The sequence below is a fragment of the Christiangramia lutea genome (genome assembly GCF_022489035.1).
Classification (GTDB): Bacteria; Bacteroidota; Bacteroidia; order Flavobacteriales; family Flavobacteriaceae; genus Christiangramia; species Christiangramia lutea.
The window spans coordinates 892,216-914,990 of record NZ_JAKVTV010000001.1 but is presented as its reverse complement, the minus strand read 5'-3'; the positions used below and the strand labels follow the sequence as shown (position 1 = coordinate 914,990).

Here is a 22,775-nt window from a genome sequence, read left to right as displayed (position 1 = left end):
TTCCTGAATTGATTAATCATTTTTTACGGTTTCGGGTTTCTTACCCACCTTTTCCTGTAGCCACTGAAAGACGATGAATAGTACCGGGATAACGAATACCCCGAATACGGTTCCTATCAGTAATCCCCCTGCTGCACCTGTTCCAATGGAACGGTTACCTTCAGCACCAACACCACTTGCCAGAACAAGAGGTAATAGCCCAAGGATAAAGGCAAAAGAGGTCATAAGAATAGGTCTTAATCTTACCTTTGCTCCGTCTATGGCTGCTTCGGTAATAGAAAGTCCGTCGTACCTTCGTTGCCGGGCAAATTCAACGATCAGGATGGCATTTTTCGCCAGTAAGCCGATCAGCATTATTAATGCGATCTGGAAATAAATATTATTCTGATTATCAGTAAGCCAGGTTGCAAGGAAGGCCCCTGCGACTCCAATAGGTAAAGAGAGGATCACCGAAAATGGCAATAAATAGCTTTCATATTGTGCAGCCAGCAGGAAGTATACAAAAACAATACTTAAGGCGAAGATGATCCCTGCCTGTCCTGAAGAAGCGATCTCTTCCCTGGTTAATCCTGAAAAGGCAACATCGTAACCATTTGGTAAAACATCATTTGCGGTCCTTTGAATCGCATCGATAGCACCTCCGGAGCTAAAACCTGGCATCGCCGTACCATTTATAGCTACTGCATTGAAAAGGTTGAAACGGCTTATGCTTTGCGGACCATAGATCCTATTCAGAGTTACAAATTGAGAAACCGGGGACATCTGTCCTTCCGAAGTCCTTACAAACATGCTGTTGAGGCTTTCCGTGGAGATCCTGTCCTCAGGTAAAGACTGTACAAAAACACGAAATTGCTTACCGAAACGGCTGAAATTCGCCGTATAAATCCCTCCAACATATCCCTGTAGTGCAGAAAGTATGTCGTTCACTCCAACCCCAGCCTGCATTGCCTTGGCAGTATTTATATCTATTCTCAACTGTGGGTAGTTGGTGCTAAACGGGTTGGATGCATAGGCAACTTCCGGTTGTTGAATAAGGTTGCTTACAAAAGTGTTTGCGGTCTCATCCAGATCTTCCAGGCTACCTGCTTCCCTGTCCAGTAATTGCATTTCAAATCCGTCTGCACTACCAAACCCAGGAACCGATGGAGGGGTGAAATAGATTATTTTGGCATCACTAATACTTCCCGATTTCTGATTCAGCTTAGCGATGATATTATCTATACTGGTTTCTTCGGTTTCCCGGTTTTCCCAGTCTTCAAGAATGATGAATCCCATAAAGTTCGAACTACCCGCGCCCGAAAAAAAGTTTCTTCCCGCAATTACGGTGGCCGTTCTCACACCTTCAACATCCTGGATCTGGTCGTAAAGGATCTGAGTTGTTTCAAAAGATCGATCTAATGAGGAACCTGGTGGCAGGTCTCCGTTGACGAATATTACACCACGGTCTTCAGTAGGCACAAACCCTGAAGGGATCGAGCTGTTTGCCCAGAAAATGAGTCCTGCGGCAACTCCCAGGATTGCAAAACTCACCCATTTATTGCGTGTAAGGAAGCCAAGAGACTTTACATATTTGTTTTTAGTAGCTTCAAAACCGGCATCAAAGGCTGCATAGAATTTTTGTAAAAGGTTTTTCTTTTTATCCTCCTCTTTTTCAGGCTTCAGAAATATCGCACATAATGCCGGACTAAGAGTAAGAGCATTCACGGCAGAAATAAGGATAGCTATAATCAAAGTAACTCCAAACTGCTCATAAAAGACTCCGGCAGGTCCCTGTATAAAAGTAATAGGAATAAATACCGCGGCCATTACCAGGGTGATAGAAACAATCGCGCCTGCAATTTCGCTCATCGCCGAAACTGAAGCTTTTTTAGGGTTTTTCTCACCTTCTTCAAGTTTAGCATGTACAGCCTCAACTACTACAATGGCATCATCCACCACGATTCCAATAGCCAGCACTAAAGCAAATAAGGTAAGCAGGTTGATGGAATACCCGAGTAAATTCAAAAAGAAAAAAGTACCTATGATAGATACCGGAACGGCAATAGCCGGTATAAGTGTCGATTTTAGATCCTGAAGGAATACGAAAACTACCAGGAATACCAGTAAAAAGGCTTCGATAAGGGTTGTTTGTACCTTAGAGATCGAAGCGGTAAGGAATTTATTTGTATCGTAATTAACAATATAATCTACTCCTTCTGGAAAGTCTTTTTTCATCTCATCGAGCTGAACATAGATCTCTTCGATGATCTCCTGGGCATTTGAACCCGGAGTTTGAAATACCCCGAAACTTAAAGCAGGATAGCCTTTGGACTTTGAAAGCGATGAATAGGATTGCGCACCTAGTTCTACGGTTCCCACATCTTTAAGGCGCAATAATTCTCCGTTTTCCTGGGCTTTTATGATCACATCGGCATATTCTTCAACCGTCTTATATCTACCTCCATATTTAAGAACGTATTCAAAAGATTCACCTGCATTTTGTCCTAATGAACCTGCAGCCGCCTCTAAACTCTGTTCACCAATAGCTGCGGTCACATCTGAAGGAACCAGGCCATAATTGGCCATTTTTGCCGGATCCAGCCAGATCCTCATCGCATAATCCTTACCTCCAAAGATCGTGACATCTCCAACTCCATTGATTCTTTGAAGCTCTGGTTTAATATTTATGTTGAGGTAATTCTGCAGAAAAGTGTCATCAAAATCGGGATTTGTAGAATAGATCCCGGCATATAATAGTGCTGAATTCTGCGCCTTTGTAGTAGTAACCCCAGAACGAATCACTTCTGAAGGAAGGACCGCATTTGCTCGTGCCACCCTGTTTTGAACATTTACCGCTGCAATGTCTGGATCGTATCCCTGTTCAAAGAAAACCTGGATGTTGGCCGTTCCATTATTACTGGCGCTGGAAGTGATATATTTCATCCCTTCCACACCGTTTATCTGTTCTTCGATAGGGATGATCACACTCTCCACGATGGTTTCGGCATTTGCTCCAGGATACGAGGCGCTTACCTGTACCGTTGGTGGTGCTATATCAGGGTACTGGGTTACCGGAAGTTGAGATAGGCCCAATACACCCAGAATCACGATAATGATCGAAATTACGGTAGATAGTACGGGACGTTCTATAAAAGTCTTTAGCATAATTCCTTATTTGAATACCTGTTCAAAAGAACCTGTAATACTATCCAGGCTTACTTTTTCCGGAGTTATCTTCATGCCCGGTCTAACTTTTCCAGTACCCTGGGCCAGGATAAGATCTCCTTCCTTAACTCCGTCTTCTTCACTTATTACATACAGGTTTTTTACTTCTGTGAGGATATCAATGGCACTTGAGGTTAAGGTGTCGGCTGCAATTTTATAAACAAAGGTTTGTCCCTGTCTTTCGTAGGTGGACAGACTGGGCACCACTATCGCTTTATCGTAAGTTTTTGGAACTTTTACTGTTCCACTGCTACCGTTTCTAAGAAGGCCATTATTCTCAAATTTTGCCCTGAAAGAAACTGTACCTGTTTGTTCATCGATATTTCCGGAAATCGTCTCGATCTTACCTTTATTTTCATATTCCCTGGAGTTAGCCATGATCAGGCTAATTTCAGGAGTATTCCGTATTTTTTCTGAAGTTGTTTTTCCTTCAGCATCACTCATGAAATCGAGAAAATCCTTTTCGTTCATAGAAAAGATCGCGTACACATCTTCTATAGATGAGACCTGTGTGAGCGACATTTGGTCCTGCGGACTTACCAATGCCCCTTTTCTATAATTTATTTTTCCAACAACCCCGTCTACCGGACTTTTAATATTGGCATAACCAATATTGGCTACGATACTGTTGTAGTTACTTTTAGCCTGTTCCAATTGAGCCTTCGCAGTTTCCAGCTGAACTTCACTAATTATGTCTTTTTCAACCAGAGGTTTTAGTTTTTCTACTTCTACGCGGGCGGCATTTACATTGGCTTTGGCAGCTTCAGCATCCTGGTTCAGAGATTCTGTTTCCAGTTTGAATAATAACTGTCCTTTTTTCACATCTTCACCTTCTTCAACCAGAACATCGGTGATATAACCAGATACCTTCGCTCTCACATCACTGTTCACTGAACCTTCAATGGTCGCAGGATAAGAATTAAAAGAAGTAATAGTTCTACGCGGAACTTCCAGGACAGGATAGGTGGGAGGTGGCCCGGAGGAAGCCGACTTTTCGTTTGAATTTCCCTCACCACAGGAAACCAGTCCAGCGAGGCTGGTTAAAGCAATTACAATTAGAAAATACTTTCTCTTTTTCATAGCAATTTTAGATTCTTAGTGATTTTCAAATTCTGAAACTCGCTGAATGGTAGTTTCCAGGTTTTCTTTTTGGGCAATTAGATACTCCCTGAACATTTTGGGAATGTGACCATCTCTTTCAAATTTTTCAGTATTGTAGGTAGAATTAAATTTTATGATCTTTTCCACCATTTTTATCTCTTCTGAAATGTTCTCCAGATATTCTTTCAGAGTATTTTTCAAATAAGCCCGGCTAGCCTTGAAATACCTTTTTCTATCGCCGGGTTTTGTGAAATAATCCACCTTTTTTGTCTGCATTAGCAGATTTAGTTGTGTGGAAACTGAACTCTTGCTGGCTTCTGTGATCATCATGATCTCTTCAAAAGTATGCCCGTCGTTAGGAGACAGTATCATGATGGCATAGATACGAGCAGCCAGGGGTGCCATATTCTGAGTCTTCTCAAAATGCAGCCCGACTTCTTCAATCAGTTTTTGTTTTTCAGGGGAGCAACAGTCCATTTTAAAAATTTGAACTGCAAAATTATTTAATTGGTTCGGAAGTTACCGAACTAAATAAACTAAAGTTTTGTTAATCATTATTAAAGTCCTTGACAATTGTTGATTGGTAGAATTAAATAAGGCCCGCCTAAAGCGAGCCTACTTATTATTATTTAAAACCAATTTATTTTGAATAGATACCTATTTCCAGTTCTCCCTTCTTATTCATTGTTGCCCGGTACATCCCGGCAGTATTGAATTCCATCGCCACATTGCCTAGATGGTCTATAGCAATAATTCCACCATTTCCTCCCAGTTCTGGTTGTTTTTTCTGGATTACTTCAGCAGCGGCTTCCTGTAGCGATAAGCCTTTATATTCCATCATAGCTGAAATGTCATAAGCAACAACTCCGCGGATGAAATACTCTCCCCAACCGGTACTGGAAATAGCACAGGTCTTGTTGTTGGCGTAGGTTCCAGCACCAATGATAGGGGAGTCTCCAATGCGATTATATTTTTTGTTGGTCATTCCCCCTGTCGAGGTACCTGCAGCAAGATTTCCATTCTTGTCTAAAGCCGCACAGCCTACAGTTCCGAATTTTTCATCTTTTATAAACGAATCGTAAAAGGCGGTTTTATTATTCTTTTCTTTTTCGCGCTCTTTCGCTCTTTCCATAGATTTGTAGCGGTTTTTGGTGTAGAAATATTCTGGATCCACGATCTCCAGACCTTGCTCTTTTGCGAACTGCTCGGCTCCCTTACCAGAAAGCAATACATGTTCAGAATTTGTCATGACTTCATAAGCAAGATTGATAGGGTTTTTCACATTGGTAACTCCGGCCACAGCGCCTGCATTGAGGGTTTCTCCATCCATAATTGAAGCATCCAGTTCATTTTTTCCTTCATTCGTAAAAACAGCTCCTTTAGCCGAATTGAATAGCGGGCTGTCTTCCATCACATTTATGGTTCTTTGAACTGCTTCAATCGCTGTACCTCCATTGGCGAGTATCTCGTGCCCGGTTTTGATGGCTTCTTCAAGTTTAGCTTTATAAGCCTGCTCAAGAGAATCGCTCATATTTTCCTTTAAAATGGTTCCTGCTCCACCATGTATCACAATTCCAAAATTAGGAATGGAATCCTGTTCGGTTTTGGTCTTTTGTACTTCATTATCTTGAGAATCGCTTGCTTTTTGATCGTTACAACCTATGAATAGGATTATACTGAATAGGAAAAAGAGTTTTTTCATGTTCTGGGATTTAAATTTGCTGGAATTTAATAAAAATTGAAGGTAAATGCCGGTAAACAAGGCAATTTTGGTTGATTTGCGCCAGCGATAGTAGCGGAAAGCCCGCAGCCCGGCTTTTTGTAGGGAGCGAGGACTTGCAGCGAATAGCGCGGTGCCTCTGGCAGGCGCCCAAATTAACGTGATAATGAGCCTTTTCTGGTTTGGAATGATTAATTTTAGTGAAAATTGGAAATTATGCCAGTAGATGGACCTTTTAATTTAAATAAATGGATCGAGCAGAACCGGGAGAGTTTAAAACCGCCGGTGGGAAATCGAAACCTATACAAAGAATCGGGAGATTATATTGTAATGATCGTAGCCGGGCCAAATGCCCGTAAGGATTACCATTACAATGAAACCGAAGAACTTTTTTACCAGCTGGAAGGAAATATTAAAGTGCATATTCAGGAAGATAGCCGTAAGCGAACCATGGAGCTGGGACCGGGAGACATGTACCTTCACCCGGCTAAGGTCCCGCATTCGCCGGAACGAGGGGAGAACTCGATTGGCCTGGTTGTGGAGCGTAAGCGTATTGGCGAAGAAGGTAAGGATGGGCTTATGTGGTTCTGCGATAACTGTAACCATAAATTATATGAAGTGTATTTTCCACTTCAGGATATTGAAACCGATTTTCTTAAGCATTTCAGGCATTTTTATAATAGCGATGACCTGAGAACCTGTGATAATTGCGGGGAGGTTATGCCGGTAGATTCCCGATTCACAGCAGACGTGGAATAGAGCTTATTTTTTCCTATTTTCGCAATAACTACACAAATTAATCGATAAAAACGCAAATTAATGAGCAAAATCGCTGAAGAATTCGGGATTAAACAAGCCCTGAAAGATTTAGGTTTAAAAGACATCAATAACGGAACATCCACCGGAACCGACTGGTTTAGTAACGGTGAAATAATAGAATCTTACTCTCCTGTTGATGGAGCCCTGATAGGAAAGGTAAAATCAACCACTAAAGAAGATTATGAAAAGGTAATTACTGCTGCTGAAAAAGGCTTTAAAGAGTGGAGAACCTGGACGGCACCGCAAAGAGGTGAAGTGGTAAGACAATTCAATGATGAGCTAAGAAGACTGAAAGAACCACTTGGAAAGCTGGTTTCTTATGAGATGGGAAAATCTTACCAGGAAGGTCTAGGAGAGGTTCAGGAAATGATAGACATCTGCGATTTTGCAGTTGGTTTATCCAGGCAACTTTATGGACTAACCATGCATAGTGAACGTCCAGGACACCGTATGTACGAGCAATATCACCCGTTAGGAGTAGTGGGAATTATTTCTGCTTTTAACTTCCCGGTAGCGGTTTGGTCGTGGAACACGGCTTTGGCCTGGGTATGTGGAGACGCCTGTATCTGGAAGGGATCTGAAAAGACCCCAATGACTTCAGTGGCCTGCCAGAATATTGCAGCCAGAATTTTTGCAGAAAACAATGTACCTGCTGGAATTTCTAGCTTGATCACCGGTGATTATAAAGTAGGTGAAATGATGACCAAAGATGAGCGTGTACCGCTTATTTCGGCTACTGGTTCAATCAGAATGGGTAAAATAGTTGCACAAGCTGTTGCTGCCAGACTTGGAAAATCGCTTCTAGAACTAGGTGGGAATAACGCCATTATCGTAACTCCAGATGCCAATATCAAGAATACAGTGATAGGTGCTGTATTTGGAGCAGTTGGCACCTGTGGACAACGTTGTACTTCCACCAGGAGGCTAATTGTTCACGAAGATGTATATGATAAAGTAAAAGATGCGATCGTAAATGCATATAAGCAAATAAGAATTGGTAATCCGCTTGATGAGAATAACCATGTTGGTCCGTTAATCGATAAAGACGCCGTGAAGAATTACCAGGCTGCTTTAGATAAAGTAGTAGAAGAAGGCGGAAAGGTGCTTGTTGAAGGAGGGGTGCTTGAAGGTGAAGGTTACGAAAGCGGATGCTACGTAAAACCTGCCATCGCCGAAGCTGAAAATCATTTCGAGATCGTGCAGCACGAAACTTTCGCACCGGTGCTTTATATCATGAAATATAAGGGAGATGTAAGCAATGCGCTTGAGCTTCAGAACGGAGTGAAGCAAGGACTTTCTTCGGCAATTATGACCAATAACCTTAGAGAAGCCGAAAGATTCCTTTCAGCGGAAGGTTCAGATTGTGGAATTGCCAATGTTAATATTGGTACTTCCGGAGCTGAAATTGGTGGAGCCTTTGGTGGTGAAAAAGAAACCGGTGGCGGACGCGAAAGTGGTTCTGATGCCTGGAAGATATATATGAGAAGACAAACGAACACTATTAATTATACCACAGAATTACCCCTTGCACAAGGGATAAAGTTTGACTTGTAGTTTAGTCAATTAAGTGTAATTGGAGCCCCGGTTTTTATCGGGGCTTTTTTTATCCTGAGTTCTAGAGCTCTAAAGTGATGTCTCAAAGTTAAATCGAACTTAAATTGGAAGGCTAAACTTGTCTTCGGTTTGATTAATTTTTATTTTCGGCATTATTGAAAAATCACAATTGATATGGGTAAATTTTCTGAAGAAGAAATAAGAGAAGAACATTCTAAAAGAACCGAGAATTTTGAGAAGGATGATGTAAAGAAGGTTATTGATAAGGAAGAGAGTATCCTAAACAAATTTGAAAGCAAAGGAAAATTAAAAAGATATATGGATGATGCGATCCTGTTATTTTCACTGGTGAAAGATTATGCCAGTGGAGCATATCGCGAAATTCCTTTTAATATAGTTGCTGCAGCCGGAGCTGCCTTATTATATGTACTCTCACCTATAGACCTGATCCCTGATTTTATACCTGTTTTAGGTTACTTGGATGATGCAGCTGTAGTTGCATTTTGCCTGAATTTGATGGAAAAGGATCTTGCCACCTACAAGCTTTGGAAAGATGGAAGTGTGCAGAATTCTTAATTAATATTCCCATAAAAGCATAAAAAAGCCTGCTAGGATATAGCAGGCTTTTTTCATTTTATATCTCCAGGTTGTTTAAACCATTCCGTTTGCTTCAACCCATTTAAATTTATGCTGATCCTGAGGAATCGCGATACGGTCTGCGATCCTGGTCATCCTGTCTGGAAGAGCCATCAGGTAATCACGAGCTTTTTCAGCCTCGTCGGTCAAGGATCTCATTTTGTCGATCTCCCAGTAAGTGTTAAGTTTCTTAAGAATATCAATATAATCGTAGGTAGTGTAAACACCTAGACGTTGAGCTGCATTAGAGAAATTCTCAAATGCTTCAGCAATTCCCTGTCCGGATTCGCGAATGAACTGAGCCGGCATTACGATCTTTTTCTTCATCATATCAACATAAGCAAGCATCATCTCACTTGGATCGTGTTCAAAAATTGTTTTAACAAACTCTCGGTATGCCATATAGTGTCTCATCTCATCACCGGCGATGATATTACACATTTTACCAAGCATTTTGTTTCCTTTCTTCTTAGCCAGCTGTCCAACACGTTTGTGAGAAATATTGGTGGCAAGTTCCTGGAAACTTGTATACACAAAATTTCGGTAAGGGTCTCTTCCGGTTCCAATATCGAAACCATCATTTATAAGGTGCTGAGTAGTCTTTTCGATTTCCTTCATGTCTACCCTACCAGAAAGGTAAAGGTATTTATTCAGGGTGTCTCCATGGCGGTTCTCTTCACCGGTCCAGTGTCTAACCCACTTTGCCCAGGCATTCTGTTCCCCACGTTGTTTTCCGTGCTGTTCCACACCTTCCATATCCATAAGCCAGGATTCGTATGTAGGCAGTGCCTCTTCAGTAACCATATCGGCAACCAGAACCACCCAAAAATCATAGCCTAATTCCTTTGCTTCCTCTCTAATCTGGTGTACTTCTTCAAATCCTTCTTCACTTTGAAGATTAGGAAGCATATCTGTAGGTTGCCAGATGTCATCAACAGGAATAAGATATTTGTCGATAAAACCCTGCACGGATTTTTCGACAGTATTCATCACTTCTAATCTAATGTTGCTTAAAGCCATCTTAATTCTTTTCTTTTATAGGGTAAACCTCCATTACCTAAACCAGTTCACTAAACTTCTATCTGGATTGGAACGGATTGAACTTCAAATATATGAATAGTCTTTAAGAGGACGTAATAAATAAAGCCTAATTTCTTCCCTGCTCATCGGGGTAGAAAGTGTGGACGGGATCACTTTGGTATAATTCTTTAGTATCTATATCTAGAGCCGAAATTGGACCTTTAAATGCTGCTCCTGTATCTACATTCCAGATATTGGCTTTTTTTACCGGAGTAGTCTCTCCGATTCTTGTAACCGGGGTATGCCCTATGTATATTTCATTAAAAAGCTGAAATCTTTTCGGATAAAAATCATCTCCCGGTTTAAGATCTTTATCAATTGAGAGCGCCATTTCCCATAAGGTACGATCCCAGTAAAAACCGGTTTCATAGTATTCCAGTTCCGGGCCATGAAGATTGGTAAATCCAGCATGAACGAATAAACGGTCTTTTTTATCGTGATAATAATTAACCATTTCCCTGAAGAACTGCTTATGCCTCTCTTTTTCTTCCTGAGTAAAATTACGATAAGCATCCAGGCTGGATTGCCCGCCATGTTCCAGCCACTTTTGATTCATCTCTCCCGTTTCCAGCCATTTATGAACCAGATCATCATGGTTTCCCCTTACGAAAACACAGGAATTTTGCCGGGCAAGTTCAATTAGATATGAAACTGTATTGGCAGAATCACTCCATCCATCTACATAATCACCCAGAAAGATCAATACATCGTTGGGTGAAAGATTTATTTTTTCCAATAATTGTATCAAAGCCTTTAGGCCGCCGTGAAGATCTCCGAATACCAGTGTTCTAGACATTCTAATTATATTTTACCTTTCTTAAAATTCGCATACTCTCCTTATAAGACTGGTATACTTCTTTATTATACGCTTTAAGATAAGGTTTGGCTTCCTCCAGTTTGGTTAAAGCTTCGGTAAAATTGTTTAAATAACATAATAAAAAAGTAGAAGGTAGGTTTTTGATGTCTTTCTTTTCCAGATTGTTCAGTTCCTGTCCCATTTTAAGTTTTCTAATTAGTGCCTGATTGGAGTTGTAGATATGGTATAGGGTTTTCCTGTCAAATTCGGGCGGAACGAACAACAACTGACTGTGAATTTCATAAGTAGCATTATCCCGAAACCTTATTACCACTTCCTCGAGAGGGTAATACTTAAACTGGTCATGAAGTCCCAGGTGCACATATTCTATGATCTTAAACTGGTTCTTGTCCTGTTCGATACTTACTTCATCCAGATCTGAATAGAAAAGTTTTACCTGTTCGTTTATAAGTTCAATATCAACCCTGGAAAAATAGGTTTCGTTCTTGATCTTTTTCTCCTTTCCTGCCCAGCACACCACAAAATACTCCTTGAATACCTTATATTTTGGATTATAGTCCCGCCTCTTTTGCATAAAATCGAAGACCCCGTCTAAAGTGTATTCAATGTTATTATGAGAATGATTTTCGATGGAAGCAACCAAAGCTGAGTTTACATCCTTGATCTCAATATCGAACACCTTGGGCATGCTTATGCTGCCATCCCGCAGAAAGACCGATCCGCCATAATATTTCCATATATTTTTTCTGAAAGAACAAATCTTACCATAATTGGGCCTGATAGTGACCAATCCTACTACCAGATTGCCCGGAAGATGTGGGAAAGGAATATTTTCATAGGATATGATTGGTGGATTGCTTAAATAGGCGTTCACCAGATTCTGAATCTTGCTATCGTCGAAGAAATCTATGCCTACAATACGGTTATCTTCATCTTCAACACCAATAACTATGTAAGAATTGTTTTCGGGATTTGAATTGGAAAGAGCACAGATATGCTTCAGGAATTTCGCTTTGCCTTCTTTTTCACCAATATTCAGCTGACGCTTTTTATCATAAAAGCTGTTCTCGTCGTTATGGGCGAGCAGGTTTTTGATAAGTAGGCGTTTGTTGATCACAGATTATTAGTTATTGATTATTCTCATTATTTATTAATCGTATTTCGAGCCTTTTCTATCTGAAGATTTTAAGTAGTTCATGAATTTAGAAATTTGTTCATTAAGAAGTTCTGATTTGTCCAATAGCTTATTATACTCATCTAGTGAAATATAATTTCTATCAAGCGCTCGCTGCAATTGGGCTATAGTTTCGTGATTGGATCCTCTTGCAAAACTCAAAAATTGAATAAATTCCTTATTGCCACCTCTTCCAAAGCCCTCGGCAATATTGTCCATTACTGAGCCAGAAGAACCATTAATTTGATCTTTTAGCTTATAATCTTTAGATAAATCTGTTTCGTTTATCAATTTCCAAACTTTCATGCATTGAGCCCTTGCCAGTTTGTAAATCTCCAGTTCTTCAAAATTTTGGTAGTGAGCCATAACTGAATAAATAATAAGAATAAAAAATAATCAATTCTTATGAACGATCGTACTCGATGCCTGGGCAGTGGGCATAACGGTAAGATCGGCAATATTTACGTGATATGGCCTGGTAACTACAAAATGAATAATGTCTGCGATATCTTCCGGTTGTAAAGCCTCAAACCCCTGGTACACTTTTTCAGCTTTTTCTGAATTTCCCTTGAATCTTACATCGCTGAACTCGGTTTGTGTGAGTCCAGGATTTACAGCTCCCACTCGAATGCCGTTTCCATTAAGGTCTATTCTCATTCCCTGGTTAATGGCATCAACCGCATACTTACTGGCGCAGTAAACATTACCATTAGGGTAAACTTCTTTCCCGGCAGTTGAGCCAATGTTAATGATATGACCAGACTGCCTTTCCAGCATTCCGGGTATAATGGCCTTACTTACGTAAAGTAATCCTTTTACATTAATATCCATCATAGCGTCCCAGTCGTCCATACATCCAGATTGAATGGGTTCCAGTCCGTGGGCATTCCCCGCGTTATTGATAAGAATATCGATGTTCTTAAATTCCGGAGGCAGTGAATCGATGCTTTGTAGAACTTCCTCCCTTTTCCTCACATCAAAATTGAGGATGTGTACCGAAGTTTCCACACCCAGGGAGTTTTTAAGCTCTTCCAGGCGTTCCTGGCGTCTTCCGCATAATATAAGTTTCAATCCTTCCGAAGCGAACCTAATGGCTGTAGATTTTCCAATCCCACTGGTAGCGCCGGTTATCAAGGCAGTTTTCATCTTAGTTGAATTTGTTTTCTAATGTATAAAAGTATTGTGGATCAAATTGCGATCATCTATTAAAGCATGGTTAAGTTCCGTTAAATTTCGTTAAATAAAAAGACTCATGGAAATCTTGCACGGTGCTTGCCGTTTTCCAGCCAGAACTAATAAAATCTACTTATGAGATACTTGAAAAATGTAACTTTTAAAAGTGTAATGATCGCAACTTTCATTTCTTTAGGATTAACAAGTTGTAGTGATGATGATAGTGAAACTGCTACCGGAGGTAGCGCTAACCTAACAGTTAGAATGACTGATGCTCCCGGGGATTTTGACGCAGTGTTCGTAGATGTCGAAGATATCGAAATTCAGGTTCAGTCAGAAAATGAAATGGATGCTGAAGCTGATGTAGATGGTGACGGATGGGTAAGCGTTGGAGACGTACAAACCGGTGTTTATGACCTATTGGAATTAACCGGAGGTGTTTCTCAATTGCTTGCAGATACCGAGGTGCCTGCAGGATATGTGAGCCAGATGCGTTTAATTTTAGGGTCTGAGAACACTGTAATAGTAGATGGTGTTGAACAACCACTAAATACACCTAGTGCTGAACAGTCTGGATTAAAGCTTCAGTTAAACCAGGATTTTGAAGAAGGTGAAAACTATGCTTTTCTTCTTGATTTTGATGTAGACAAATCTATTGTTGCTACTGGTAATGGTGGTTTCAACCTTAAACCCGTGATAAGACTTTCAGCAGAAGCTGATGCCGGTGTTGTGGTTGGAGCAATTGTGTTGCCGGCAGATCTTGAAATGTCGGTTCAAAGCCTTGTTGTACTTACTGGTGAGTCTACTACGGTTTCAGCCTATACCGATGAAGAAGGAAACTTCTCATTGAACGGAGTTCCTGCCGGAGTATATAGTCTTGAAGTAATTCCTGAGGCAGATGCCAACCTGGATACCTACGCTATTGGAACCGTTGAAGTAAAACCTAACGAGACAACCGATCTTGGAGAGTTAAGTCTCTAATATTTCTATAACCAGAATTTTGAGATTTAGGCAGTACCTTAGGGTGCTGCCTTTTTATTTTAACTTATTTTTAACAACCCAAAATCCAATAAATTTTCAATTTGCGACGCTTACAACAAGTACGTATATTCACGACATCAAAATCTGAAAATCATGATGGAAAACGATTCATCTGTTGATATTGCCAGTATTAACGAGAAAATTGAAAAGGAAAGTGCTTTTGTAGACCTGCTTACCCGCGAAATGAATAAAGTGATCGTAGGGCAGAAACATATGGTGGAGCGCTTACTTATTGGTTTGCTGGGTCAGGGACATATTCTACTGGAAGGTGTACCCGGATTGGCAAAAACTTTAGCCATTAATACTTTATCCCAGGCTGTGCATGGAAGCTTCAGCCGTATTCAGTTCACTCCAGATCTCTTGCCAGCCGATGTAGTTGGTACTATGATCTATAACATGAAAGTGAACGATTTCAGCATTAAAAAGGGACCTATTTTTGCAAATTTTGTCCTTGCAGATGAAATCAACCGGGCACCCGCTAAGGTTCAATCAGCTTTACTGGAGGCAATGCAGGAAAAACAGGTAACCATTGGAGATGAGACTTTTCGTCTGGATAAACCATTTTTGGTAATGGCTACCCAAAACCCTGTTGAGCAGGAAGGAACTTACCCATTACCTGAAGCCCAGGTAGACAGGTTCATGCTAAAAACCGTGATTAACTATCCTCAAATGGCCGAGGAACATTTGATCATAAGGGCCAATTTAAAAGGTGCCTTTGAAAAAGTGAACCCTGTTGTAGATCTTGAACAGATCCTTAGAGCACAGAGCGCCGTGCGTGAAGTTTATATGGATGAGAAAATTGAGAAATATATCCTCGATATCGTCTTTGCTACCAGAACTCCTGAGAAATATAATCTTGAAGACATTAAACCTTTGATCAGTTTCGGGGCCTCTCCCCGAGGTAGTATTAACCTGGCTACTGCTTCAAAATGTTATGCATTTTTAAAGCGCAGGGGCTATGTGATACCGGAAGATGTCCGCGCTGTGGTCCATGATGTACTGCGTCACAGGATTGGGATCACCTATGAAGCCGAAGCTGAAAATATTACTTCAGAAGATCTTATCAACAAGATCGTAAACGAAATTGAAGTACCTTAAACTTAGTAAGCAGCCGGCAGTCACAATATGCAGTGAATTCAACAGTTAAATTCGAGCTGGGGCTGCGCACTGAGACTGAAAACTGCCCACTGAAAAAAATGAATACAAAGGACCTCCTTAAAAAAGTTAGAAAGATCGAAATAAAGACCCGCAGGCTGAGCGATCATGTCTTTGGCGGGGAATATCATTCTACCTTTAAGGGACGTGGAATGACCTTTAGTGAGGTAAGGCAATACCAGTTTGGAGATGATGTGAGAAGTATAGACTGGAACGTTACTGCGCGCTATAATGAGCCTTTTGTAAAGGTCTTTGAAGAGGAAAGGGAGCTCACCATGATGTTAATGGTAGATGTTTCAGGTTCTGAAATGTTCGGTACCCAGGAACAGATCAAGAAGGAAGTGATCACAGAGATCGCGGCCACCCTGGCCTTTTCAGCAACAAATAATAATGACAAGATTGGTTTGATGCTGTTTTCAGACCGTATAGAACTATATATACCGCCAAAAAAAGGAAGATCTCACGTTTTGCGAATCATTCGGGAGCTTCTCGAATTTCAGCCTGATGGAAAAAATACCGATATCACCGGAGCCTTAAAATATCTATCTAATGTGATGAAAAATAAGGCGATCGTATTTCTGCTTTCAGATTTTATGGCAGAAGATTACCAGCACACTCTCAAGATCGCTTCCGGAAAGCATGATGTTACCGGTATCAGAGTTTTTGATAAAATGGAGGAATCTATCCCGAACCTGGGAATGGTGCAAATGCAGGATGAGGAGACGGGTGAGTATATCACGGTAGATACCGGTTCGAAATCTGTTCGCAGGGCTTATTCAAAATATTATCATGATCGGGTGAATTATTTTCACCAGAGTTTTTCGGTGAGTGGTGCAGGCACCATCAATAACCGAACAGACGAGAGTTACGTCAAAAAATTGCTGGGCTATTTTAAAAGAAGAGCTTAAAAGAAAATGTTTAGAAAAACTACAGATATATATTCAAAATTAAAATCCCCCGGTTTTCAGACCTTACTGGTTTTTCTATGCTTCATTTTAACCGCAGGGTCGGCTGCTGCACAACAAGTGACGGCAGAGGTTGATTCTACCACTATAAAGATTGGGGAGCAGATAAAGTATCAGATTCAGGTAAATTCTAATCCAGATGAGCTGGTTGTTTTTCCGGAGGGAGAAACCTTTTCACCTCTGGAGATGGTAGAATCGCTGGATGCCGATACTCTAAGAGAAAATGGTAATTACCGCCTCCTAAAGGAATACTTCCTAACCCAGTTCGATTCTGGCAGGTATGTAATTCCCAGACAGGAAGTAATTATAGAGAGCAATTCATTTTATACCGATTCTATCGAGATTAAGGTGAATGATGTTGTTGTAGATACTACCAAGCAGAACCTTTATCCCATAAAACCTTCGGTGGAGGTTCCAACTGGGTTTAATATTCCAGACTGGATATTGTGGTTGCTGGGAATCCTGCTTCTTGCCGGCCTGGTTGCTTTTTTGATTATCAGGAAGAAGAAAAAAGATGCAGAGGAATATGAATTACCACCTTACGAGGATGCCATGGCCGAGCTTAAAAAGCTGGATGAAGCTCAGTACCTCGAAAAAAGGGAGATAAAGGAATATTACTCCCAATTAAGTTTTGCAGTACGTAAATATCTCGATAGAAAAATTTATGATCACGGACTCGAGAGAACTACAGATGAATTGATAATTTACCTGGAAGATCAGAAAAGTAAGGGAAAACTGAATTTATCTGAAGGAACTATCAGGGATTTTGAAAAGATCTTAAGGCGTGCCGACCTTGCGAAATTTGCACGATCGAAACCCGATGTGATCACGGCAAAAGAGGATCGTTCAAAAACACAGCATGTCATAGATGACCTTCGCGCATCTGTTCCCGAACCAACCGAAGAAGAATTGCTTCAGGATGAAGCATTCCTCGAGGAACAGGCCAGAAAAAGAAAAAAACGACGCATTATTCTTGGGGTCGCTGCAGGAGTGCTTGTGATAATTGTAGGAATTTCAACCCTTATCGCGACCAAGGGTTATACTTACGTGAAAGATACTTACCTGGGACATCCAACAAAAGAATTACTGGAGGGTGAATGGATAAGAAGTGAGTACGGGAATCCATCGGTTTCCGTGACAACCCCAGAGGTATTAGTACGTGGCGAGATAGAAATGCCTCAGGATGTAGAGCAGATGATGGTTGGGTCTGAAACCTTTATTTTCGGAAGTTTCCTTAGTAATTTCTACGTAACTCTGAGTACCATCAAGTTTCAGGGTGAGGTGAAATTTGATGCTAAGAAAGCTATTGATGGGATTTATACAAATCTTGAGGGTCAGGGAGCTCGGAATATTATCATGAAAGAGGAAGATTTCACCACGGTAAACGGGACGAAGGGTACTAAGATCTTTGGAACCCTTGAAGCCGAAAATCCTGTAACCGGTGAGTCGATTCCGAAACAATATGAGATTTTGAACTTTGCCGAAAAAGGTGGATTTGAACAGATCATCGTTATCTATAATGAAAATGATCAATATGCTCCTGAAATAACACAACGTATAATCAACTCGGTGGAAATAAATAATCTGAACGAATAATGTTTGCTAATTTCACATTCGAAAATCCGGAATTCTTCTGGTTATTCCTGCTGCTTCCGCTTGCGGTTGCCTGGTATTTCTGGAAAAGAAATAAGCAATCTGCAGAGTTAAGAATATCTTCTACCAAAGGCTTTAAGGTAAAATCTGGGATTCTGCCAAAATTGAGACCGGTTCTATTTCTGCTCAGGCTTCTCGCCCTTTCATTTATCATTGTCGCTATGGCCAGACCAAGGACTGTAGATGTTTCAACTGAAACCAGCAGCTCCCAGGGTATCGATATTGTTATGGCAATTGATGTTTCTGCCAGTATGCTGGCCAGAGACCTTCAGCCTAACAGGCTGGATGCGCTTAAAGCTGTAGCTGAAGAATTCGTGAAAGACAGGCCCGGAGATCGAATAGGGCTGGTTGCATATGCCGGAGAAAGCTTTACCAAAACACCAATTACAAGCGATAAGGCTATAGTTCTCAGGGCTCTCGAAGATATTGAATATAATAATGTGCTGGAAAACGGGACCGCCATTGGCTCCGGACTGGCAACAGCGGTAAACAGACTTAAGGACAGTAAAGCGGAAAGTAAGGTTATTATTTTGCTTACCGACGGTGTAAATAATTCAGGTTTTATCGACCCTAATACCGCTAGTGAACTTGCTGTTGAATTTGGAATAAAGGTGTATACGATTGGAGTGGGAAGTAACGGAATGGCGCTTTCCCCTATCAATATGTCAGCGAGTGGAAGGATGCAATATGGAAGGGTTCAGGTGGAGATCGATGAAGAACTTCTTGAAAATATTGCCTCGGCGACCGGAGGAAAATATTTCCGGGCGACCGATAATGAAAAACTGGAAGAGATCTATGCCGAAATCGATTCCCTGGAGAAGACCGAAATCGAAGAATTTAGATATTATAATTATGATGAAAAATTCAGACCGCTAGTGTTATTGGCTGCAGGTTTGTTGCTCTTCGAAATTATACTTAGACTCACAATATTCAGAAGTTTTATTTAGGATGTTTGTACTGGAAGAAAAAATATGGTTTTGGTTATTGCTGGTTATCCCGGTGATAATTTTCTTATTCCTGATCTTTATCTTCTGGCAGAGCAGGACCCGAAAGAAATTTGCCAGCAGAAACCTGTTAAAGCACCTGGCGCCCAACCGGTCCCGGTCTAAACCAATCATAAAACTCGTATTATTTCTGCTGGCCCTGGCTAGCTTAACCCTTGCCCTGGTTAATCCCAAAATGGGAACCAAGCTTAAAACTGTAAAAAGGGAAGGGGTGGATATAGTCTTCGCTATTGATGTCTCCAAAAGTATGGACGCGGAAGATATTGCACCGAGCAGGATCGAGAAATCAAAGCAACTGGTTAGCCAGATCTTAAATAGCCTGGGCAGCGACAGAGTTGGCTTGATCGCCTATGCCGGCGGAGCTTATCCGCAATTACCAATTACCACAGATTATTCGGCGGCCAGGATGTTCCTTCAGGCTTTGAATACAGATATGATCTCTTCTCAAGGTACCGCCATTGGAGATGCCATAGAACTTGCTACCACCTATTATGATGATGCCCAGCAAACCAACCGGGTTTTAATCATTATTAGTGATGGAGAAGACCATGAAGGAAATGTAGAGGAGTTTACGGAACAGGCTTCCGAAATGGGTATAAGGATCTTTACCATTGGTGTGGGAACTGATAAAGGCGGGCCTATTCCTATAAAACGAAACGGGGTAATTCAGAACTATAAAAAGGATAACCGGGGAGAAACCGTGATCACTAAGCTAAATCCGGCTACTTTACAAGAAATAGCTGAAGCGACCGAAGGAAGTTATATCAGCGGAAATGTGACCAGTGAAGTGACTGAAAGGATCACCGAAGAATTACAGAATATTGAAAAAACTGAATTTGAAGCCAAACAATTTGCCGATTTCAAATCTCATTTCCAGTTATTCCTTGGAATCGCTTTGGCATTATTATTTCTTGATATCTTTGTACTTGAGCGTAGTACGGCATGGTTGCGTAAATTGAATCTCTTCAATGAGAGAAAGAAGAAAGGAGCGAAAGATGGATCAAAATAAAACTCAAAAACTATTGATATTAGCGGTGATTTCGCTAATAGGTGCCTTTGGGTTAAGAGCCCAGGAAAATCCAAAAAAACTGGCTAAAGAATCCAACAATTTGATTGCTGAGGCACAGGATGCCTTGTCTGAAAACGATTTTGCCAGTGCCGAGGCTTCTTACCGAAAAGCAATAGCAAAAGATCCTTCTAATACGAATGCAAAGTATAATATGGGAAACTTGTATTACAACAAGGAAAAATCCCTGAATGCCGAAGAACGTCTAAAACAGGCAGCTGAGATCGCTGCAACAAAATCTGAAAGGCATCGTATTTATCATAATCTCGGTAATTCTTACATGCAACAAAAGAATTATCAGCAAGCAGTAGATGCTTTTAAAAATGCTCTTCGAAATGATCCTACCGATGAGGAAACCAGGTATAATCTGGCACTGGCCAAGAAAAAGCTTGAGAAAGAGCAGCAAAACCAGCAGGGAGATCAGGATCAGAATAAACAGGACGAGAATAATAAAGACAAAAATCAGGATCAGCAGAACAAGGAGCAGAACCAGGATGGTGAAGGTGGAGAGGATGAGCAGCAGGATCAGAAGCCTAAGGACGAAGGAGAGAACGAAAAGGATAAGGAAGAGGGTGATGAGAATGAAGATAAGCAAAAGGACGAGGGAGAAGGTGAAAAGAAGGAGCCTGAACAAGGAGATAAAGAAAAGCAACAACAGCAACGACCAACCCAGGGGCAATTATCTCCTCAGCAAATAAACAGGTTACTTGAAGCGATGAACAATGAGGAGAAGAAAGTGCAGGATAAGATAAACGCTGAAAAGGCCAAAGGAGTTAAAACGAAATCAGATAAAGATTGGTAACATTTTTGCATAATGTTCGACAAAAAGAGGTGACCTTATAGGAGGAAAAAAGATGAAATTGAAGTATTTAATTTTAGGTTTTTTATTGTGTGCTTCCGGCATAATTCAGGCCCAGGTTAGGTTTGAATCCAAGGTAAGCAGAGAAAAGCTGGGAATTAATGAACGGCTTAGGATAGATTTTGAAATGAATAAAGACGGGGATAATTTTATTCCACCGTCCTTTTCAGATTTTACCGTGGTAGGCGGCCCGAATCAAAAGGTGAGTCAAAGCTTTTTGAATGGTAAAATGGAGTATTCCAAAACCTACAGTTTTTATCTTCAGCCTAAGAAAACGGGAAATCTTACCATTGGTCAGGCTGAAATTATCATAGATGATAAAACCTATAAGACATCGCCCATAGATGTCACCATCACTTCCGCAGTAGATAAGCCTACTGATGGCGATAGTTCAGAGGTCATCGCGGAAGATAACCTTCATCTGGTAGCAGAAGTATCTAATGCTAACCCTTATTTGAATGAAGCTTTAACTGTAGTATATAAGCTCTATGTAAGTCCGCGGGTTAGTGTAAGTAACTGGCGCGAACTTGACAGTCCAAAGTATAATGATTTCTGGAGCCAGAGTATCGATATTCAGCAATTAAGGGTTGAAAATGGTGAATATGAAGGGGAGCCTTATCGCTACGTGGTTCTTAGAAAAACTATTCTTTATCCCCAGAAAACTGGTGAATTGAATATTGAGCCTTTGACGTTATCGATCGCAGTGGACGTTCCGAGCGAAAGACGGGATATTTTTGGTAGCCGAATTTATAAAACGGTAAATAAAACGGTTGCCGCCAATAATAAAAAGATCAAGGTTAAATCTTTACCAGCGGGTAAACCGGCAGATTTCACTGGTGCTGTTGGGAAATTTGATTTTAAGGTAACCACCAGTAAGAACAGTCTAAATGCCGGGGAAAGCCTTCAGGCGAAAGTTGAGGTTAGAGGGAACGGAAATTTGAAACTATTCGACCTTCCTGAACTTACCGCACCAGCTTCACTTGAAATGTATGATCCAGAACGCAGGGAAAATGTGAACACAAACCTGAACGGGATGCAGGGAACCATTTCTCAGACTTATACTGTAGTACCAACCCGTCAGGGTAAATATCCTATTCCGGCACTTTCATTCTCCTATTTCGATCCATCTTCAGAAACTTATAAAACATTGAGTTCTGAAGAGATCCTTATTAACGTTGACAGAGGCCCACTGGCAGGAAATGAGCCTTCAGGTATGTCGGGAATTGGAAAGCAAAAAATTGTACTGGACGGAAACCAGTTTAGATTCATAAAGCTAAATACGAACCTTAAACCAATAGGTTCTGACGATTTTCTTGGTTCTGTTGCATTCTGGGGGGCACTGGTACTTCCTTTAGCAGCTATTCCTTTATTCATTTTATTCGGAAAGAAGAGAGAACAACGGGCTAAGGATGTGAAAGGAAATCGCATTAGAAAGGCCGATAAGCTTGCTCGTAAGTATCTTTCAGAAGCTAAAAAGAACCTTGGAGATCAAAAAGAATTCTATTTGTCCCTTGAGCGTTCCATGCATAATTATTTAAAAGCTAAGCTTAGTATTCAGACTAGCGAAATGAGTAAAGACAGGATCTCTTCCATTCTCAAACAGAAAGGTGTGGATGACGGGACAAATGCTGAATTTATCTCGCTTCTTGAAAGTTGTGAATTTGCCAGGTTTACACCGGCATCATCAGATGCTATGCAACAGGATTATGACAAAGCCGTAAATGTAATTTCAACTCTTGATAAACAACTGTAAT

General features: G+C 40.9%; 19 protein-coding genes and 1 pseudogene. 11 read left to right on the top strand and 9 right to left on the bottom strand.

What is annotated here, in order from left to right; all coding sequences use genetic code 11:
* Window positions 1-12 precede the first annotated feature (12 nt).
* The 4 genes from ML462_RS04165 to ML462_RS04150 all read right to left on the bottom strand — a co-directional run bounded on the left by ML462_RS04165 (window position 13) and on the right by ML462_RS04150 (window position 6,007).
* The gene (locus ML462_RS04165; RefSeq protein WP_240712475.1) at window positions 13-3,144 is read right to left on the bottom strand and encodes an efflux RND transporter permease subunit; all 3,132 of its coding nucleotides are present in this window, start codon (window positions 3,142-3,144) and stop codon (window positions 13-15) included.
* A 6-nt stretch (window positions 3,145-3,150) separates the two neighbouring features.
* The gene (locus ML462_RS04160; RefSeq protein WP_240712474.1) at window positions 3,151-4,284 is read right to left on the bottom strand and encodes an efflux RND transporter periplasmic adaptor subunit; all 1,134 of its coding nucleotides are present in this window, start codon (window positions 4,282-4,284) and stop codon (window positions 3,151-3,153) included.
* Between the two features lie 15 nt (window positions 4,285-4,299).
* Window positions 4,300-4,782 (bottom strand): GbsR/MarR family transcriptional regulator, encoded by a 483-nt coding sequence (locus ML462_RS04155; RefSeq protein ID WP_240712473.1) that lies wholly within the window; start codon window positions 4,780-4,782, stop codon window positions 4,300-4,302.
* Between the two features lie 163 nt (window positions 4,783-4,945).
* A complete protein-coding gene (locus ML462_RS04150) occupies window positions 4,946-6,007 on the bottom strand; it encodes an isoaspartyl peptidase/L-asparaginase family protein (protein ID WP_240712471.1) in 1,062 nt (353 codons plus the stop codon).
* Window positions 6,008-6,241: 234 nt separating this feature from the next.
* On the opposite strand from ML462_RS04150, the gene ML462_RS04145 reads away from it, so the two are divergent.
* The 3 genes and pseudogenes from ML462_RS04145 to ML462_RS16125 all read left to right on the top strand — a co-directional run.
* Complete coding sequence (locus ML462_RS04145; protein ID WP_240712470.1) at window positions 6,242-6,784, top strand: 3-hydroxyanthranilate 3,4-dioxygenase; 543 nt, start codon at window positions 6,242-6,244, stop codon at window positions 6,782-6,784.
* A 60-nt stretch (window positions 6,785-6,844) separates the two neighbouring features.
* Window positions 6,845-8,398, top strand: coding sequence for an L-piperidine-6-carboxylate dehydrogenase (gene amaB / locus ML462_RS04140; protein ID WP_240712469.1), 1,554 nt, complete (start codon window positions 6,845-6,847; stop codon window positions 8,396-8,398).
* A 174-nt stretch (window positions 8,399-8,572) separates the two neighbouring features.
* Window positions 8,573-8,896 (top strand): annotated as a pseudogene (locus ML462_RS16125) (YkvA family protein); the annotation flags it as partial.
* 153 nt (window positions 8,897-9,049) lie between these two features.
* On the opposite strand, the gene ML462_RS04130 reads toward ML462_RS16125, so the two are convergent.
* The 5 genes from ML462_RS04130 to ML462_RS04110 form a co-directional block, all read right to left on the bottom strand.
* Window positions 9,050-10,054 carry an acyl-ACP desaturase gene (locus ML462_RS04130; protein ID WP_240712468.1) on the bottom strand — a complete coding sequence of 335 codons (1,005 nt, stop codon included), beginning with the start codon at window positions 10,052-10,054 and terminating at the stop codon, window positions 9,050-9,052.
* Between the two features lie 127 nt (window positions 10,055-10,181).
* Window positions 10,182-10,910 carry a metallophosphoesterase family protein gene (locus ML462_RS04125; protein WP_240712466.1) on the bottom strand — a complete coding sequence of 243 codons (729 nt, stop codon included), beginning with the start codon at window positions 10,908-10,910 and terminating at the stop codon, window positions 10,182-10,184.
* A 1-nt stretch (window position 10,911) separates the two neighbouring features.
* Window positions 10,912-12,048: an ATP-binding protein gene (locus tag ML462_RS04120; RefSeq protein WP_240712465.1), complete on the bottom strand. Its 1,137-nt coding sequence runs from the start codon at window positions 12,046-12,048 to the stop codon at window positions 10,912-10,914.
* Window positions 12,049-12,081: 33 nt separating this feature from the next.
* A complete protein-coding gene (locus tag ML462_RS04115) occupies window positions 12,082-12,471 on the bottom strand; it encodes a four helix bundle protein (RefSeq protein ID WP_240712464.1) in 390 nt (129 codons plus the stop codon).
* A gap of 30 nt (window positions 12,472-12,501) precedes the next feature.
* Entirely contained in the window at window positions 12,502-13,251 is a 750-nt protein-coding gene (locus ML462_RS04110; protein WP_240712463.1) for an SDR family NAD(P)-dependent oxidoreductase, read from the bottom strand.
* A gap of 162 nt (window positions 13,252-13,413) precedes the next feature.
* Here ML462_RS04110 and ML462_RS04105 point away from each other — a divergent pair, with 162 nt between their 5' ends.
* The 8 genes from ML462_RS04105 (at window position 13,414) to ML462_RS04070 (ending at window position 22,774) form a co-directional block, all read left to right on the top strand.
* Entirely contained in the window at window positions 13,414-14,259 is an 846-nt protein-coding gene (locus ML462_RS04105; RefSeq protein ID WP_240712462.1) for a DUF4382 domain-containing protein, read from the top strand.
* A gap of 153 nt (window positions 14,260-14,412) precedes the next feature.
* The gene (locus tag ML462_RS04100) at window positions 14,413-15,417 is read left to right on the top strand and encodes an AAA family ATPase (RefSeq protein WP_240712461.1); all 1,005 of its coding nucleotides are present in this window, start codon (window positions 14,413-14,415) and stop codon (window positions 15,415-15,417) included.
* 98 nt (window positions 15,418-15,515) lie between these two features.
* Window positions 15,516-16,382, top strand: coding sequence for a DUF58 domain-containing protein (locus tag ML462_RS04095; protein WP_240712460.1), 867 nt, complete (start codon window positions 15,516-15,518; stop codon window positions 16,380-16,382).
* A 6-nt stretch (window positions 16,383-16,388) separates the two neighbouring features.
* A complete protein-coding gene (locus ML462_RS04090; RefSeq protein ID WP_240712459.1) occupies window positions 16,389-18,035 on the top strand; it encodes a BatD family protein in 1,647 nt (548 codons plus the stop codon).
* The gene (locus ML462_RS04085) at window positions 18,035-19,039 is read left to right on the top strand and encodes a vWA domain-containing protein (RefSeq protein ID WP_240712458.1); all 1,005 of its coding nucleotides are present in this window, start codon (window positions 18,035-18,037) and stop codon (window positions 19,037-19,039) included. The genes ML462_RS04090 and ML462_RS04085 overlap by 1 nt, the downstream gene beginning before the upstream one ends.
* A 1-nt stretch (window position 19,040) precedes the next feature.
* Window positions 19,041-20,105: a VWA domain-containing protein gene (locus tag ML462_RS04080; protein ID WP_240712457.1), complete on the top strand. Its 1,065-nt coding sequence runs from the start codon at window positions 19,041-19,043 to the stop codon at window positions 20,103-20,105.
* Window positions 20,065-20,964, top strand: a complete 900-nt coding sequence (locus ML462_RS04075) for a tetratricopeptide repeat protein (protein WP_240712455.1) — start codon at window positions 20,065-20,067, stop codon at window positions 20,962-20,964. Before ML462_RS04080 ends, ML462_RS04075 begins: the two co-directional genes overlap by 41 nt.
* A gap of 52 nt (window positions 20,965-21,016) precedes the next feature.
* The gene (locus ML462_RS04070) at window positions 21,017-22,774 is read left to right on the top strand and encodes a BatD family protein (RefSeq protein WP_240712454.1); all 1,758 of its coding nucleotides are present in this window, start codon (window positions 21,017-21,019) and stop codon (window positions 22,772-22,774) included.
* Window position 22,775: the final 1 nt, after the last annotated feature.